General features: G+C 63.0%; 14 protein-coding genes. 7 read left to right on the forward strand and 7 right to left on the reverse strand.

Annotated elements, in window-relative coordinates; all coding sequences use genetic code 11:
• The first annotated feature begins 78 nt into the window (after positions 1 to 78).
• Entirely contained in the window at positions 79 to 1794 is a 1716-nt protein-coding gene (locus tag B1756_RS16600; protein WP_086889561.1) for a formate--tetrahydrofolate ligase, read from the forward strand.
• Positions 1795 to 2130: 336 nt separating this feature from the next.
• The gene (gene fdhF, locus B1756_RS16605; protein WP_086890233.1) at positions 2131 to 4269 is read left to right on the forward strand and encodes a formate dehydrogenase subunit alpha; all 2139 of its coding nucleotides are present in this window, start codon (positions 2131 to 2133) and stop codon (positions 4267 to 4269) included.
• A gap of 91 nt (positions 4270 to 4360) precedes the next feature.
• Here the strand turns inward: fdhF and B1756_RS16610 are convergent, their stop codons facing one another.
• From B1756_RS16610 to B1756_RS16620, 3 genes are all read right to left on the reverse strand, one after another.
• Positions 4361 to 4741 carry a Rid family detoxifying hydrolase gene (locus B1756_RS16610; protein WP_086889562.1) on the reverse strand — a complete coding sequence of 127 codons (381 nt, stop codon included), beginning with the start codon at positions 4739 to 4741 and terminating at the stop codon, positions 4361 to 4363.
• A gap of 99 nt (positions 4742 to 4840) precedes the next feature.
• Positions 4841 to 6724 (reverse strand): BCCT family transporter, encoded by a 1884-nt coding sequence (locus B1756_RS16615; protein ID WP_086889563.1) that lies wholly within the window; start codon positions 6722 to 6724, stop codon positions 4841 to 4843.
• 267 nt (positions 6725 to 6991) lie between these two features.
• On the reverse strand, positions 6992 to 8215 hold the full coding sequence (locus B1756_RS16620; RefSeq protein ID WP_394340704.1) for an NAD-binding protein: 1224 nt from the start codon (positions 8213 to 8215) through the stop codon (positions 6992 to 6994).
• A 154-nt stretch (positions 8216 to 8369) separates the two neighbouring features.
• Here B1756_RS16620 and B1756_RS16625 point away from each other — a divergent pair, with 154 nt between their 5' ends.
• From B1756_RS16625 to B1756_RS16630, 4 genes are all read left to right on the forward strand, one after another.
• Positions 8370 to 8795 (forward strand): universal stress protein, encoded by a 426-nt coding sequence (locus B1756_RS16625; protein WP_086890234.1) that lies wholly within the window; start codon positions 8370 to 8372, stop codon positions 8793 to 8795.
• Between the two features lie 100 nt (positions 8796 to 8895).
• Positions 8896 to 9066 carry a hypothetical protein gene (locus tag B1756_RS19460; protein ID WP_161493198.1) on the forward strand — a complete coding sequence of 57 codons (171 nt, stop codon included), beginning with the start codon at positions 8896 to 8898 and terminating at the stop codon, positions 9064 to 9066.
• A 47-nt stretch (positions 9067 to 9113) separates the two neighbouring features.
• Entirely contained in the window at positions 9114 to 9269 is a 156-nt protein-coding gene (locus B1756_RS19715; protein WP_186336474.1) for a hypothetical protein, read from the forward strand.
• 133 nt (positions 9270 to 9402) lie between these two features.
• Positions 9403 to 9825, forward strand: coding sequence for a universal stress protein (locus B1756_RS16630; protein ID WP_086889565.1), 423 nt, complete (start codon positions 9403 to 9405; stop codon positions 9823 to 9825).
• A 193-nt stretch (positions 9826 to 10018) separates the two neighbouring features.
• Here the strand turns inward: B1756_RS16630 and B1756_RS16635 are convergent, their stop codons facing one another.
• The 4 genes from B1756_RS16635 to B1756_RS16650 all read right to left on the reverse strand — a co-directional run bounded on the left by B1756_RS16635 (position 10019) and on the right by B1756_RS16650 (position 14911).
• Positions 10019 to 11818 (reverse strand): BCCT family transporter, encoded by a 1800-nt coding sequence (locus B1756_RS16635; protein WP_086889566.1) that lies wholly within the window; start codon positions 11816 to 11818, stop codon positions 10019 to 10021.
• 313 nt (positions 11819 to 12131) lie between these two features.
• Positions 12132 to 12437 carry a hypothetical protein gene (locus B1756_RS16640; protein WP_086889567.1) on the reverse strand — a complete coding sequence of 102 codons (306 nt, stop codon included), beginning with the start codon at positions 12435 to 12437 and terminating at the stop codon, positions 12132 to 12134.
• Positions 12438 to 12690: 253 nt separating this feature from the next.
• Entirely contained in the window at positions 12691 to 13923 is a 1233-nt protein-coding gene (gene ilvA / locus B1756_RS16645) for a threonine ammonia-lyase (protein ID WP_086889568.1), read from the reverse strand.
• 94 nt (positions 13924 to 14017) lie between these two features.
• Positions 14018 to 14911: a tetrahydrofolate dehydrogenase/cyclohydrolase catalytic domain-containing protein gene (locus B1756_RS16650; protein WP_086889569.1), complete on the reverse strand. Its 894-nt coding sequence runs from the start codon at positions 14909 to 14911 to the stop codon at positions 14018 to 14020.
• Positions 14912 to 15259: 348 nt separating this feature from the next.
• Here B1756_RS16650 and B1756_RS16655 point away from each other — a divergent pair, with 348 nt between their 5' ends.
• The gene (locus B1756_RS16655) at positions 15260 to 16627 is read left to right on the forward strand and encodes an aminomethyltransferase family protein (RefSeq protein WP_086889570.1); all 1368 of its coding nucleotides are present in this window, start codon (positions 15260 to 15262) and stop codon (positions 16625 to 16627) included.
• The last annotated feature ends 152 nt before the right edge of the window (positions 16628 to 16779 follow it).

Raw genomic sequence — 16779 nt, forward strand, 5'->3', positions numbered from 1 at the left:
TACCACGACAAACTCGTCGTATCCGGAAACCTATGGGTGGCTTCAACACTTATGTCGGGACCGAAGAAAGGCTTCCACATGAGCTCAGACGAGGGCGAGCAGTCGATACCGTCAGACTACGAGATCGCACAGTCCGTAACCACCAGCCACATCACCGACGTCGTCGAGCCGTACGGTCTCGAGCAAGAGGACCTCCAGTTGATGGGCGAACGGAAAGCGAAAGTCGAACTCGAGGCGATCGAACGGCTCCGCGAGGAACGTGATGCAGACGGGAAAACCATCCTCGTGACCGGGATGACGCCGACGCCGCTGGGCGAGGGGAAGACGGTGACGACGGTCGGCCTCGGACAGGCGCTGAACCAGCTCGAGAAGGATGCACTGGTCGCGATCCGAGAGCCGTCGCTCGGCCCTGTCTTCGGCGTCAAGGGTGGGGCAGCCGGTGGCGGCCACTCGCAGGTGCTCCCGATGGAGGACATCAACCTCCACTTCACCGGCGATCTCCACGCACTGACCTCGGCGCACAACCTCATCGCGACGATGCTGGACAACCACATCAAACAGGGCAACGGCCTCGACATCGCGGTCAACTGGGTCAACTGGCCGCGTGCGATCGACATGAACGATCGCGTTCTCCGCGAGACCGTCGTCGGACTTGGCGGCGACGTGACCGGCGTTCCCCGCGAGGACGGGTTCATCCTGACGGCGGCCTCCGAACTGATGGCCGTCCTCTGTCTCGCCGATGGGATCGAGGACCTCAAGGAACGCATCGCACGGATCATCGTCGCCTACGACGAGGACGGCGATCCGATCACCGTCGACGACATCGGCGCGACCGACGCCGCCGCGATCCTCCTGAAAGACGCCCTGAAACCGAACGTCGTCCAGACGATCGAGGGGACGCCGGCGTTCGTCCACGGCGGCCCGTTCGCGAACATCGCCCACGGCACCAACTCCCTGATCGCTGACGAGGTCGCCTCACATCTCTCGGAGTATCTCGTCACCGAGGCTGGCTTCGGCTCGGACCTTGGGGCCGAGAAGTTCATGGACATCGTCTCCCGGTTCGGTGACGTCGAACCCGATGCCGTCGCCATCGTCGCTTCCGTCCGCGCGCTGAAATACCACGGCAAAGAGATGTGGCCGCCCGACGTCGACGCCCTCGAGGACGAAGACGTCGACGCGGTCTACGACGGATTCGAGAACCTCGAAAAACACGTCAGGAACCTCCAGCAGTTCGGCGTTCCGGTCGTCGTCGCCATCAACCGGTTCCCACAGGACACCGACGCAGAGATCGAGGCCGTCATCGAGCAGTGCGCGGACGAACTCGACGTGCCAGCTGCGGAGTCGACGGTCTTCGCCGACGGCGGCGAAGGGGGTCTCGAACTCGCCGAACACCTCGTCGAGGCCGCCGAGGCCGAGTCGGCGTTCGAACCGCTGTACGACCTCGACGTCTCGATCGAGGAGAAGATCGAGACCGTCGCGACCGAGATCTACGGTGCCGACGGCGTCGAGTTCCACAGCGACGCCAAAGACGACATCGAACGACTCACCAATCTCGGCTTCGACGACGTCCCGATCTGTATCTCCAAGACATTCCACTCCCTGAGCGACGAAGCCAGCCGCAAGGGGGTCCCCGAGGACTGGACGCTCGAGGTAAACGAGATTTACCCCTCCGCAGGGGCCGGGTTCCTCGTGGTGTTGACCGCAGACGTCCTCACGCTGCCCGGGCTGCCGTCGGAGCCGGCCGCCGCCGACATGGAACTGCACGCCGACAGCAGCATCTCCGGACTGTTCTAGGTCTACTCGAGCGGCGCCGGAATCGAGGCGTCGCCGGTAGTACCACTGGAGCCCACTCGCCATCGCGCCAGCCCCGTCGCGATTTTCGAGCGTTCTGGGTACGGGCTCGAAGTGTTCGTTTTCGACGGTCACGAACGGGTGGGTACCGGCGTACTCGCCGGCGAGTCGCACAACCACGTCTTCTGTGAGGTCCATGCGTACTGGTACCGAATCAGAACGTGTGGACGGTTCCCTGGTGCGACGTGTCGACCTGCTGAGAGTGCCTGGAGAAACTTTCATGGCCGTCGAACGAGAGGTTTCAACAGACTATGCCGAACGTTCACATGGGTGATCTCGATGTCGACGGATGAGACCGACGAGCCGGTGAAAACGATCTGTCCATACTGTGGCGTCGGCTGTGGCATCCAGATCCAGCAGGGCGAAGAGCCGGGCGACGTCCAGTTCGTGCCGTGGGGCGACGCACCGGTAAACGAGGGGCGGATCTGTATCAAAGGTGGCGCAGCGACGGAGGTCGTTGCCCACGAAGATCGGCTCACCGACCCACTCATCAGGGAAGACGGCGAGTTCCGCGAAGCTACCTGGGAGGAAGCCTCCGACCTGGTCGTGAGCGAACTCGAGCGCATTCGCGAGGAGTACGGTCCCGACGCGGTGGGGTTTTTCGGCTCCTCGAAGACGATGAACGAGGAAAACTACCTGCTTCAGAAGCTCGCCCGCCGCTACGGGACGAATAACGTCGACAACTGCACGCGAATGTGCCACGCCTCGACGGTCTGGGCGCTCCGGACGAGCCTCGGCGCGGGGGCGATGACAAACAGCATGGCCGACCTTGAAGCGGAGTGTGACCTGTTCTGGATTCAGGGGGCGAACCCGGGCGAACAGCACCCGATCGCCAACAGCCAGTACTTCCGGCAGGCTGTCCTCGACGGTGCGACGGTGATCCAGGTCGATCCCCACGCCAACAAGACGACTCGGTCATTCCAGATCGACGAGACGGACCGCCACCAGCACCTCCAGTTGAACCCCGGGACAGACATTCCGTTGCTGAATATCGTCCTCAAGACGATCCTCGAGCACCACGAGGAGCACCCGGATGACGGCTGGATCGACGAGGAGTTCGTCGAAGAGCGAACCGAGGGGTTCGAGGACCTCGTCGAGACGCTCGTGGACTTCGACAAGAAGTCCGCCGCCGAGGAGTGTGGCATCCCGCTCGAGGACATCGAGCGAGCCGCCGAAGCGTACGCGACGGCCGACAACGCCGCCATCTTCACCGGTATGGGGATGAGCCAGCACGCCTGCGGCGTCGACAACGTGCAAAACGAGATCAACCTCGCGCTGATCACGGGCAACCTCGGCCGACCCGGAACCGGCGTCAACCCCCTGCGTGGCCAGAACAACGTTCAGGGGACCTGTGACGTCGGTGCGATGCCGAACGTTTTGCCCGGCTACCAGCTGGTCGACGACGACGAGGCCCGCGAATCGGTCGAGGAAGTCTGGGGGTTCGAGGTACCCGACGAGCCGGGGCTCACCAACGTCGAGTGCTCCCACGAGTTCGGGAAGTCGGTCAGGGGACTGTACGTGATGGGCGAAAACCCCGTAATGAGCGAGCCCGACGCCAACCGGGTCGAAGAGCGAATTCAGAACCTCGAGTTCGTCGTCGTTCAGGACATCTTCCCGACCGAGACGGTCGAGTACGCCGACGTCGTCCTGCCAGCGACGACCTGGGCCGAACGCGGCGGCACCGTCACCAACACCGACCGGCGTGTCCAGCGAATGCGCGGCGTCGAAAACGTCCACGAGAACACGAAACACGACCTCGAGATCCTCTCAGAGGTCGGGACGCGGCTGTTCGACGACGGCGACGAGCTGTTCGACTTCGACGACCCCGAGGACGTGTTCGAAGAACTCCGGGAGGTCTGTCCGATCTACCACGGGATGACCTACGACGCACTCGACGAGGAGGGACTGCACTGGCCGTGTTACGAGCCCGGCGACGAGGGCGACCCCTTCCTCTACGAGGAGGCGTTCGACACCGAGAACGGGCTGGGACAGATCGAGGGGGTCACCCACCAGCCTCCCGAAGAGACGCCAGACGACGAGTACCCGCTGATCCTCACGACAGCCCGTCTCGAGGAACACTACAATACAGGGACGATGAGTCGCCGATCACCGACGCTGAACCGACAGACCCCGGAGAACTTCGTCGACGTCCACCCGACCGACGCCGACCGGTACGGCATCGAGGATGGTCAGGACGTCGTCCTCACGTCCCGGCGTGGCGAGATCACGGTGGAAGCGCAGGTTACCGACGATACCAGGGAAGGCGTGGTCTGGACGACGCCCCACTTCGCGGCCGCCTCCGCAAATCGGCTGACGAACGACGTCCTCGACGAGCGAGCGAAGATTCCCGAGTACAAGGCTGCGGCCGCGGAGATCGAAGTCGGGATCGAGCCAGCAGCGTCGTCTGCCGACGACTGAGACGACTGCTGTACCGATTTGCAAGCGCGCGCCGGGTCGCGGTCGCGGCGAAACTGACACACAGCGGCCCGTGTGACGTCCCTCGGCGTTCTCAATCGAGGGTCGCGACGGTCTCGATCTCGAGTGTACCCCCTTTCGGGACGGCACCGACCTCGATAGCGCTTCTGGCGGGCGGTTCGTCGTCGACGAACTCGGCGGAGGTCTCGTACATCTCATCGAAGTCGTCGATGTCGTCGAGGTAGATCGTCACCGTCAGCAGGTCCGAGAGCTCGAGAACTTCGGCTGCGAGGATCGCCTCGAGGTTCTCGATACACTGCCGGGTCTGGGCGGCGACGGACTCGTCTACGAGGAGGTCACCGTCGGTGGAAAGCGGGAGCTGTCCGGCCGTAAACAGGAGACTATCGTCCGTCGTCGCTTGACTGTACGCGCCAACCGCTTCGGGTGCGTCGTCGGTGCTAATCAGGCGTTTCATCCCGCCGGAGCGTCGAGGGGACGACGAAATACGTACTGTTGGTAGCGAGTGAACAACGAATCATCTGTTCGGCGACACGTCGTGGCCAGTCGTCACCGGTTACGGCTCGTCGTTCCTGCGGTCCCCGTCGTCACCGGGGTCTCCGGTGTCACCGCCGACGGTCGTTCGAAGAGCGGTGACGACCGGAAAGCGGTCACGGTCGCGTCTAAGAAGCGTTCCGACGAGGCCGACGAGCGCGAGGCAGACGAGCACCGCGAACGGGCCGCCGGTCAGGACGGCCATCGCCTGCAGGATTTCGGCGCTCCCGGTGACGAGCACCGAGACGGCGACGAGCCCCTGGAAGAGTCCCCAGAAGACGATCGCACCGGTCGTCGGGGCGAACTCGCGTTTCGTCGCCAGCACGGCCACGACGAGCGTGGACGTATCGGCCGAGGTCGTCATGAAGACGACGATCAAGGCCATGAAGACGAACATGAGGAGGTGGCTTATCGCGACCGTCTCGAACACCGGGAAACCGGCGACGGCTTCGGAGCCGCCGTGGGCCCCGATCGCTGCGAGGACGTCCACGACGCTGGTCTGCTGGAGGTGAACGGCGGTCGATCCAAGCAGGAGAAACCAGACCATCGTCGCCAGCGACGTCGCGACGAACCCCGTCAGGACGACCGTCCTGATCCGCCGCCCGCGAGAGAGTGCCGCCAGGAAGAGGCCGGCGAACGGAGCCCACGAAAGCCACCACGCCCAGTTCCAGATCGTCCAGTCGGCAACCCAGCCGTCGGCAACCCAGCCGTCGCCCAGATAGAGACTCATCGGGACCAGATTCGCGACGTAGCCACCGACCGCGCTCGAGCTGCTCTCGAGGACGGCGGCTCGTGGGCTGACGGCGAAAAACAGCGCCGCGAACAGGCCGAACAGGACGACGTTGACGGCTGCGATTCGTCTGATCCCCCGGTGGACGCCGCTCTGGGCCGAGACGACGAAAATAATCGTCAGGCCGGCGACGAACAGGACCGATCCCGGGGTCGTGAACGCCACGTCCCACTGGAAGTCGATTCCGGTGAGGAACTGCTCGCTAACGAGTGCGATGGAGGTCGCGATCCCGCCGATCGTCGCGAAGACGGCGAGCAGATCGACGACCCGACACCACGCCGAGTCGAGGTTATCGACCCCGAGAAACGGTGTCAGGATCGCCGAAACCCGCAACGGGGCACCGCGCTGGTAGACGTAGTACGCGATCGGGACGCCGAGGGCGATGTAGACGCTCCAGGCGGTAAACCCCCAGTGAAACAGCGCGTAGGTGAGCGCCGCCCCGGCAGCACCCTCCGACGCCGGATCGACGTCGAAGTACGGCGGTGGTGTCTCGTAGTGAAACAGTGCCTCTGCGGGTCCCCAGAAGACGATGCCGGCGGCGATACCGGCTGTAAAGACCATCGTGAAGTAGACGGGATAGGTGTAGGCTGGTTCGGCGTCCGCGCCACCGAGCTTGATCGATCCCCACGGCCCAAGCAGCAAGAACAGGCAGAACAGCACGGCAATCGACATCACGCCGGCAAACACCAGGCCGCCGTACGTGGTAACGGCTATCTGGGCGGCATCGATCGTCGAAATCGTCTCCGACGGCGCCAGCACCTGCCCGAGGAAAAACAGAACGAACGCGGCGACCGGAATCCCAAACGTGATCGGATCCTGGCGAGCGAGAAACGCTCTGGCGGTATCCGTCAGTTCGACCCGGCGGACACGTAGCAGGTATTCCGGCTCGACCGTGCCCGCCGTCTCGTCGATGTCTGTCGGCAACACCGCGAGATAGGTCAACCCGGAGGCGAAAAAGGTGAGCGAAATACCGAGCCACGCCCGACCGGAAACCGCGTCGCCGACGATTTCGGGGAAGAAAAAGCCAGACACGACGACGGTTCCCGAGAGGATACAGAGCGGAGCCAGCAGCTTCCGAAGGAAGCGTTCGGCGGCACTGACGCCCTGAGTTCCCATACCGGAACGTTCGTTCCCACTCCTAAATTAGTTCCCTCGCCCGGGTAATCACGGCCGACCAGTATCGACGGCTCGTGACCGTAACGCGTTCGGCCTCGAGCACTCTACCGAATCGGCTACCCACTCCCGGCGAGCGACACTCGACAGTCCACGAGCTAAAACAATCCTGACAGGATGTGGTCTGGCCGGTGGATCGTCCCGTGGGTGCTGGGTCGCGGACACCCACCCATGCCGGTCAACCGAAGCGCTCGAGTGGCCGAGGTGTCCTTACGATCCGTCCTCGTCCGTCGTCTCGAGCGCTGACTGGGTGGACGGCGTCTCGAGGATCGACTGACCGAGGAGCCGGCCGGCGATCTCGACCGGACTGATGACCTCGTCTGCGCCGACCATCTCGAGTTTGTCGACGTGCTGGTCGTCGGTCGCCGCGGCGACGATGCGGACGTCCGGGTTCAACTTCCGTGCTGCGATGACGGCGAGTACGTCGTTGGCGTCGTTGCGCGTCGCGACGACCACGCCAGCAGCGTCCTCGATCCTGGCGTCGTGGAGCGTCTCCTCGTGGGTCGGATCGTCAGTAAGGACGTTAAAATCCCGGTCGGACAGCGCGTCGGCCGCGTCGGCGTCGGGCGTGACGACAACCACGTCGACCTCGTCGCCGAGTTCGCCGAGTAGTGGTTCCGTGATGTCGCTGTGCCCGAGCACCAGGACGTGGTCCTCGAGCAACCTGAGGTCTGACGGTGTCATGTTTCCGAAGACGGTGGCCATTCGTTTCTCTATCGCCGGCACGATCAACGCTCCGATGGCTACGGTAAATGCGCCGGTTCCGAAGAGGATGATCGACAGCGAAAACCACTTCGCCCCCGTCGTCAGCGGAGTGATGTCTCCGTATCCGACTGTCGCGATTGTTACGATGACGTAGTAGACCGAATCGCCCCAGCTGTCGATGCCAGTGAACTGATCCCGGATGGCGTAGCTGCCGATGGTGCCGTACAGCACGACTCCGACGATCGAAGACAGTGAGGCGATCTGGAGCGACGAGAGTTCGATCCGCTGGTCGAACGCGTCTCGGTTGAGGAGTAATAGCGGAAAGGCGACGATGGTCGAGAGCAAGAGCGGGACGTCCGACGTCTGGAACGTCGTCAGGGGCAACAGCGACACCAGCAGAAGCGCGAGCAACGTGAGATACCACGCGAGCCGCTTTCGACGCTGCAGTCCGAACGCGAGTCCACCGAGGACGAACGCCAGCAGGACGCCGGTAAACGGAACGACGCTCGAGCCGCTCGGAATTACCGTCGCGAGCGGGCCGTCGGCGGCCGTCGGGTGGCTGAGACTCGACAGGCCGGTGACGAACGAAAGTACGGCGACGAGCCCACACAGGATGACCGCGGACCTGGCGCCAGAGAGCGCGTGCCACTGAACGAGTGGAATCGTCTCCCCGTGGGAAAACAACCGCTCGAGGGCGGGCGCTGGGGAGTCTGAGGGGTCTGCCACCAGTCTGAATACTCGACTCGAGACGGCAAAATAGTACCGGCGTGCGGGCTGTGGTCGGCCCGGTTCGATGGGGTCATCGGAGAATGTTATTTGGTAACGAGAGCAAGGACTATATGCTGGCACGTCGATATTATCGCGAAGACGAGGACGAGAACAAATGTACGACAACGTTTTGATCGCGACTGACGGGAGCGACGAGGTCGACCCGTGCATCGAGTACGGTCTCGATATCGCCGACGCGGTGGATGCAAAGATACACGCACTCTACGTGGTCGAGACCAAGGCCACCTACATCCTGACCGTTGGTCTCTCCGACGACGAACTGGAGGAATACAGAGAGTACGGCAGGGAGAACGTCACCGACATCGTCGAACGCGCCGGAGACCGGGGTATCGAGGCCGCGGGTATAGTGAGGACTGGTCGTCCGGCAGAAGAGATCGTCGAGTATGCCCGGGAGAACGACGTCGACATCATCGTGCTGGGAAAGCAGGGACACGGGGCGATCGACAGGCACGTCGGGAGCACCGCGGAGGCCGTTATTCGGATGGCCGAGAATACTGCGACGGTCGTCGTCGAGGAATGACCGGTCAGTTTTCGACTCGAGGACGGCTGCACGGTGGTTCCGTCAGGCACCCGTCTGTGATCGTGGAGACTATCTCGTCCGACACCGGACGGTACTGATCGTGCACTGGAACGTTCGGACGTTCGTTCGACTCTTCTTGCTCGTTGGTGGGCTCGCCCTCATCGGGACCGGGGCAGCTGGGGGCGAGACGCTGACCGTGGGCCTTGGTGCCGTCGCGGTCGTCCTCGGCATCGTCGGGCTGGCCGCCGAGTGGAACGAATCGTCGACCTGAAGACACGCACAATACCTATAAGTCGGATCGTCGACGTGGTGTGTGACATGTCCGAACTCGTCGCGACCGTCGCCACGATCCTCGCGGTGACGCTGGCTGGCGCGAGCCTCGTGGCCCTCGCCGGTGGAAATTACTTTCTGGCTGGAACGCTGCTGACGTTCGTCGCGTTCGCGATCTACGCCCGAGAGAGCAACATCGACTGATGGGGACTGATGGACGCCTATCGAGATCGTCTGCGCGCCCCGGTGATCGATACCGACTGTCCGCACCAGTGCGTGCTACTCTGTCCCAAGATATATGATACCGTCTTTCGAATGGTCTGCTAGGGCAACGGTCATGCAAGAGAACATACTGATCGCAACGGACGGGAGTGACGAGGCGGCCGCGGCGGTCGAGCACGGGCTCGACCTCGCGGAGGTGTTCGATGCAACGGTACACGTGGTTTACGTCGTCGAGACGGAGGCCTCGTACATCCTGACGATCGGGTTGAGCGACGACGAGTTAGCGGAGTACCGGGAGTTCGGCGAGGAGGTCGTCACCGAGGTCGTCGAGAAGGCCGAGGCGCGAGGCCTCGAGGGCGTCGGTGTGTTGCGGACCGGAAAGATCGCCGAGGAGATCGTCGACTACGCTCGCGACCACGACGTCGACAGCGTGGTCGTCGCCGAGCGCGGTCGCGGCTCGATCGAGAAGTACCTCGGCTCTACCGCCGAGAAAGTCGTGCGGATGTGTGAAAGACCCGTGACGGTCGTTCGCTCGTAGTATCGCGTCGTGAGCCGCCGACAGGTGGCCGGAACAGGCTCGAGGCCTGATTCGGGCTGTCTGGCGCTCGTTCGTTCGACCATGGGAGCCGCCAGTGACAGCCACGGCCGGCGGGCGGCAGCGAGGATGTGCGCCCCGACCGCCGAACACGTCGTCCCGAACAGGCAGTGAACAGAAAGAGACAGTGCAGTTGTCAGTCGCTCACGTCGACGTCGGTAACCCTGTCGTCTGTCGATCGCACCTCCGTCACGAGTTCGCGGCTCTCCGTCGTGACGACGACCTCGTCGCTTCCCTCCAGATCTTCGATCAGTTCGTTGAACTCGTCGGACTCGAGGATCTCGTACTCTCGCTGAAGCCCCTGCATCACGGCGTAGATCATGAACAGCAAGATCACCGCGAACGGGAGGCCGCTGGCGATTGCGGCGGCCTGCAGTGCCTCGACGGCCGCGTCACCCCCGGCAACTAGCAGTGCGGCGGCGACGAGTCCCTCGGAGGCCGCCCAGAAGACCCGACCGCTCACCGGCGTCTCGTGTTTTCCGCCGGTGCTCAGGTGCTCGAGGACGAGCGAGCCCGAGTCAGAGGAGGTCACGAAGAACGTCGTGACGAGGACGATCGCGATCGCCGACAGGATCACTGTTCCCGGCATGAGGTCGAACATCGCGAACATCGCGAGTTCTTCGCCGACCTCGAACATCGGACCGCTGATCGCGCCCTCCGTCGCCCCGTTCAGTTCGAAGTTCAGGGCGGTGGCGCCCATCGCAGCGAACCAGGCGAACGAGAACAGGACGGGGATCAGGAGCACGCCGCCGACGAACTCCCGGATCGTCCGCCCCTTGGAGATACGGGCGATGAACATCCCGACGAACGGCGACCAGGAGATCCACCAGGCCCAGTAGAACACCGTCCAGTCGACGAGGAACGCGCCTTCCCCTTCACCACCGGGCCCGTAGAACTCCGAACCCTGGAAGTAGTGGGAGTCGAACGTGTTTCCGAAGAACGAGAGTTCGAAGAAGTTGCCGACGTAGGCGCCGATTCCCTGTGGGAGCGCACCGAGGATGAACAGCGTCGGGCCGAGTATGAACACCGACGCCAGAAGCAGCATCATCAGCGTGAGGTTCAGGTTGCTGAGCCGTCGGATGCCCTTGTCGAGGCCGAGGTAAACCGAGATGATCGCCAGGCCCGTGACGACCGCGATGATCCCGACGGCCACCCAGGTCGAGTCCGGTACGGCGGGGAAAGCACCGACCTCGTCGCCGACGAACGTCAGGCCAGCGTTGATCTGTAACGCCCCGAGGCCGAGTGACGTCACGAGGCCGAACAGCGTCGCGAAAACGGTGAAGATGTCGATGACGTGTCCCGGCCAGCCGTAGATTCTGTCGCCCAGCACCGGGTAGAAGACCGAGCGGAACGTCAGTGGCAGCCCGCGGTTGTACGAGAAGAACGCGAGCCCGAGCGCGACCAGCGCGTAGATCGCCCACGGGTGAAAGCCCCAGTGGAACAGCGACACCGCCAACGCAACCTCTCCGGCACCTTCGGTCCCCGCTTCGGCCCCCAGGTGCGGGTCGAAGAGGTGGTAGACCGGTTCGGCGACGCCGAAGAACATGAGACCGATTCCCATCCCGGCACTGAACAACATCGCGATCCAGGAGATATCGCTGAACTCTTTCTCCCCGTCGACGCCACCGATCCGGATCGCACCGTACTTGCTGATGGCGAGATAGATCATGAAAATGATGAAGATATTCGCCGCCAGGATGAACAACCAGTCGAAGTAGTCCGATACTCCGACTCGGACGTCCTGATAGAGCTCACCCGCCTGATCCGGAAACGCGAGCGAGAGGATAATAAACAGGACGATCAGCCCCCCTGCGATGAGGAATACGGGTGGATTGATGTCGAACCCGAATCCCTGCCAGTTGTTGTCGCCCGGTTCTCGATCGGTCTCCGCGTGAAACAGTTCTTCCTGTATTCCGCGCTTGTCTTTATCTGTCATGGTTTTGCTCCGTTGTCGTGTCTGTTGCCCGGTCGAAGTCGTCCGCCGATTGCGTCACGCCGGTCGGTCGCGACGACGTCCACCCTGCCCGACCCGCGACCCACTATCGATCGCTCGGTCCGTTGGCTACTGCCTCTCACCGTGCGAACACGCCACGCGTGACATGCACTACCAACCTCATTACTCCGATTACCTGCAATTCCGTATATAGTTTTGGTAAACGTACTGATTGGTATTCCCGAATAGACCGTCACCAGCGCGTGTGTGTCGCTTTCGACGAGCCAACCGCTGGTGGCTCGACTACCGATCCACCTCAAAACCGGGCGAAGACGGTGCCAAACCGGGAGGGGGTGACGAGAAACGAGACGACGAACGTGACGACGGCGAGCCCGAACGAGACGGCCGCCAGTCCGAGCAATAGCAGTGCCGGTCCAGCCCAGAACGGTCCCGTGAGGACAATCGCTGACATCGACAGGACGAAGACCAGCAACAGCGCCATCGAGACGCGCAGTCCCATCTGGCGCGGGCTAAACCCACAGTGCGGGCACACCTCTTCGTCCCCCGTGAGGTCGGAGTGACACCGCTTACAGCGTGGCGTCGAGCCACCGAACAGGCGCATACCTCCTGTCTGCTGTGGAAGAATAAATAAGCACGCCCGTCTGCTGGCTCGAGATCAGTTGCTGGAACCGAGCAGTGCGGCGACGGGTCGTCCCCTGGTTCGTCGGAACCGCGTCACATCGCGGGAAAGTAGTCTCGAATTCATCTATCGGTTCGTCGTCAGGTTGTGTTTCGAGGGGTGTTCGTCTGGTGATCTGGATCTCCGCAGAGGGAGAATTTCGAACCGACCGACGGTGGCGGCGGTCCACGGACGCTCAGTTCACGACAGTGGCGTCGTAGCCCCCGCTCTCGATCGCGTCGACGATCTGGGCCGCGTGTTCCGCCCCACTCGTTTCGACCTGAAAGATGAGATATGCATCGCCGACGTCGAGTTCTTCCAGGGCACGGTCGTGGCGGACGGTCTGGATATTGGCACCGTATTCGGCGATGATCCCGGAGATGTCCGCCATCTTTCCGGGCCGGTCGTCGATACGGACGCGCACTCGCAGGATCTGCTTGCGCTGGGCCAGTGCGTGGACGAGTATCGTCCGGAGCATCGTCATGTCGAGATTGCCACCACACAGAAGCGCCACGACGCGTTCACCGTCGACCTCGAGTGCGTCGCTTCGCATCGCTGCGACCGCGGCTGCACCGGCTCCTTCGACGAGCTGTTTCGACCGTTCGAGCAACACGAGAACGGCCCGGGCGATCTCGTCGTTGGTTACCGTCACGATCTCGTCGACGTGATGATCCATGATCGAGAGCGTTAGCTCGGAGATGCCGCCGGTCGCGATACCGTCGGCGATGGTGTCGACCGACTCGAGCGTCTGGGGGGCTCCCTTGTCGAGACTGTCCAGTACCGTTTCGGCACCCGCTGCCTGGACGCCGACGACCCGGGTCTCCGGGCTCCGATCGGCGAACGCGGTCGCGATTCCCGAAATGAGGCCACCGCCCCCGATCGGAACGACGACGGTGTCGACCTCGGGGACGTCCTCGCACATCTCGAGACCCAGGGTACCCTGGCCGGCGACGATCGCCGGGTCGTCGAAGGCGTGGACGAACTCGACGCCGGGTTCACCGACCAGGTCACGTGCGTATTCGGTGGCTTCCTGAAAGTCGTGCCCGACGAGTTCGACCGTCCCACCGTAGCCACGCGTGGCGTCGATCTTCGTCTGTGGAGCCGTCTTTGGCATGACGATCGTCGACTCGACGCCGAGGGTCGTCGCCGCGAGGGCGACACCCTGGGCGTGGTTACCCGCGCTCGCCGCGACGACCCGGTCGAGGTCGCGCGCCTCGAGACAGCGATCGATCTTGTTGTACGCGCCGCGGGTCTTGAACGATCCCGTCCACTGGAGGTGCTCGCACTTGAGCACGACGCGGTCCGCACCGGTCATTGCCTCGAGCGACGTACTCCGATCGAACGGCGTCCGTTTGACGACGCCACACTCCTCGACCCGGTCCCGTGCAGCCTCGATGTCGTCGATCGTCACGGGAGGATCCTGTGTCATCGCAGGGTCACCTCCGGCCGATCCCGGAACGCCCACCGTCGCGTGTGTGTCGAAACAGAACTTATCAGTTGTGTTAAATTAATTGGCAACATTGTCAGGGAAGGTCGACCGGAACGCCCGTCTGGATGCTCGCGGCTGCGACCGTATTGTACAGCAACATCGCGATGGTCATCGGGCCGACGCCACCGGGAACGGGCGTGATAACGCTCGCCTTCTCGCGTGCGCTGTCGAACTCGACGTCACCGACCAGTTCGTACCCCTTCTCAGTCTCTGCATCAATTCGGTTGACGCCGACGTCGATCACGACCGCGCCCGCACCGATCATCGAGCCGTCGACGAGTTCGGGGACGCCGGCCGCGGCGACGACGATATCGGCCTGTCGGGTCTTCTCGGCGAGCGCATTCGTTCGCGAGTGACAGACCGTCACCGTCGCGTTCCCGCCGGGCGCTTTCTGTATCAGCAGGTTCGCTATCGGCTTGCCGACGATCTCCGAGCGTCCGACGATCACCACGTCCGAACCATCGGTGTCGACGTCTGCAGCCTCCAGTAGTTTCTGGATGCCGTGGGGCGTACAGGGTTTGTACCGCGGGTCGCCCGCGACGAGCCGACCGACGTTCTCGGGATGGAACCCGTCGACGTCCTTGAGCGGGTCGACGTGTCGGAGGGCGTTCGTTCCATCGACGTGGTCCGGCACCGGCATCTGGAGGAGGATGCCGTGGACTGTTGGATCCCCGTCGAGCTCGATGACGGTCTCGAGCAGGTCGTCAGCGGACGCCTCGGGCTCGAGTTTGCGGTGGATCCCCTCGATGCCGAGTTCGTCACAGGCTCTCTGTTTCATCGAGACGTAGGTCTCGCTGGCCGGATCGTCGCTCATCAACACCGTGGCCAGCCCCGGTGTCACGCCTTCGTCCTCGAGAGCTGTCACACAGTTCTGGACGTCATCTCGTATCCGGTCGGCTACCGCGTTGCCGTCGATGACGTGGGTCACGGCAATACACACCTGTTGCGTTCGTCGTTTCGGATCATTCTCTATCACTATTTCGTCGCCCGGTCGCCGTGGCAGTCGTCGCCACTGCCGGGTGACGTCAGAATGAGTCTGTGGAGTGTTATCAACCCACGGTCTCCCGGCCTGTCCCGAGGAATTCCGGCCCGGATTCCACAAAATATCTGGTAACTGCCACGTATAGCTCGAGCTCATCTCTCGAGTCGCGCCCCCGAGTACTGTCGCGAGAACGGCTCTCGAACCCGGCTAGAGGGTCTCTACCCGCAGTTTCCACGAAGGTCGGTTTCCGACCGACTCCCACTTTTATGTAGATCCCCGTTCATCTGAGTGGTAATGTCTGGTAACGAACCACCACAGACGGAGGAGCATCCAAACTATCCGAGCGTCGACCAGTCTGACCGAACGCTCCCACGGAACCTGCGCCAGTCCGGTGATCCGGGTATCGAAATGCTCGTTTCGACCCGCATTCGTAAGTCACCGTTTTTCCACAAGTCGTTCGTGGAAAACGGAGCGTGGCGAGCGACGGTCTACAATCGGATCTACCACCCTCGCGGGATGCTCGAACCCGAGGAGGGTGGGATGATGGAGGAGTACGACGCGCTGGTCAACCACGTCACGCTGTGGGACGTCGCGGTCGAACGCCAGATCCGTGTCAAAGGCCCCGACGCCGAGGCGCTGACGAACTACGTCATCACCCGCGACGCGACCGAGATCGAACCGATGCACGGGAAGTACGTCATCCTCTGTAACGAGGATGGTGGTATCCTCAACGATCCCGTCCTGTTGCGACCGGGCGAAGACGAGTTCTGGTTCTCGATCTCGGACTCGACGCTGATGCAGTGGCTACAGGGCGTCAACGTCGGGAAGAACTTCGACGTCGAGATCGACGAGATCGACGTCGCACCGGTCCAGATCCAGGGCCCGAAGTCGATCGACGTCATGATCGACCTCGTCGGCGAGGAGGTCGACGAGATCCCCTACTACGGGCTGATGGAAGCCGAGATCGACGGCGTCCCCGTCCTCGTCAGCCAGACCGGGTTCTCCGGCGAGAAAGGGTTCGAGATCTACGTCCGCGAGGCGAGTAAAAACGCCGAACGCGTCTGGGACCCCGCGATCGAGTCCGTTCGCGACCACGGCGGGATGCAGGTCGCACCGGCACACCACCGCCGCATCGCCGCTGGCATCCTCTCGTGGGGCCAGGACATGGACCACGAGACCTCGCCGTTCCAGGTCAACCTCGGCTACCAGGTGCCCGACGACAAGACGTCCGACTACGTCGGCAAGGAGGAACTCGAGCGCCAGAAAGCACAGATCGACGAGGGCGAGTACCCGTTCGTCCACAAGATGGTCGGGCTCAAATTGGCGGGTGAGCCGATCCGGGATTACGCGCCGGACTTCTGGCTCATCTCCGACCCCGACACCGGCGAGGAGTGTGGTTACGTCACCTCACCGTGGTACAACCCCGAACTCGAGACGAATCTCGCACTCGGGTTCGTGCCAGCCGAGAAACTCGACGGCGACCCGATGGACGTCTACGACGGCGACATCGAAACGGAGTTCGAGGTCCACCTGCCCGACGAGTACGCCGAAGAGCCGGGCGAACCCGTCTACGCCAAGGTCTCGGAGGTGCCGTTCAAGCCGTCGGTCAACCCGAGCGCCCGCGAGCAGGCCAAGTTAAACGCCAGAGAGGACGCCGAGTAACCGTGTTCGGGGACACAGGGAGCGGCCGCACCGGTCGACGGGCGGACCGATACACACGTAGGGATCGAGCACGAACTCGAATCAGACCGATGACCGACCGAGATCGGCCTCGATCCTCGATGTGTGCCCCTGCTCTCGGCCGTTCGTACGGA

It is taken from the genome of Natrarchaeobaculum aegyptiacum (genome assembly GCF_002156705.1).
Taxonomy (GTDB): domain Archaea; phylum Halobacteriota; class Halobacteria; order Halobacteriales; family Natrialbaceae; genus Natrarchaeobaculum; species Natrarchaeobaculum aegyptiacum.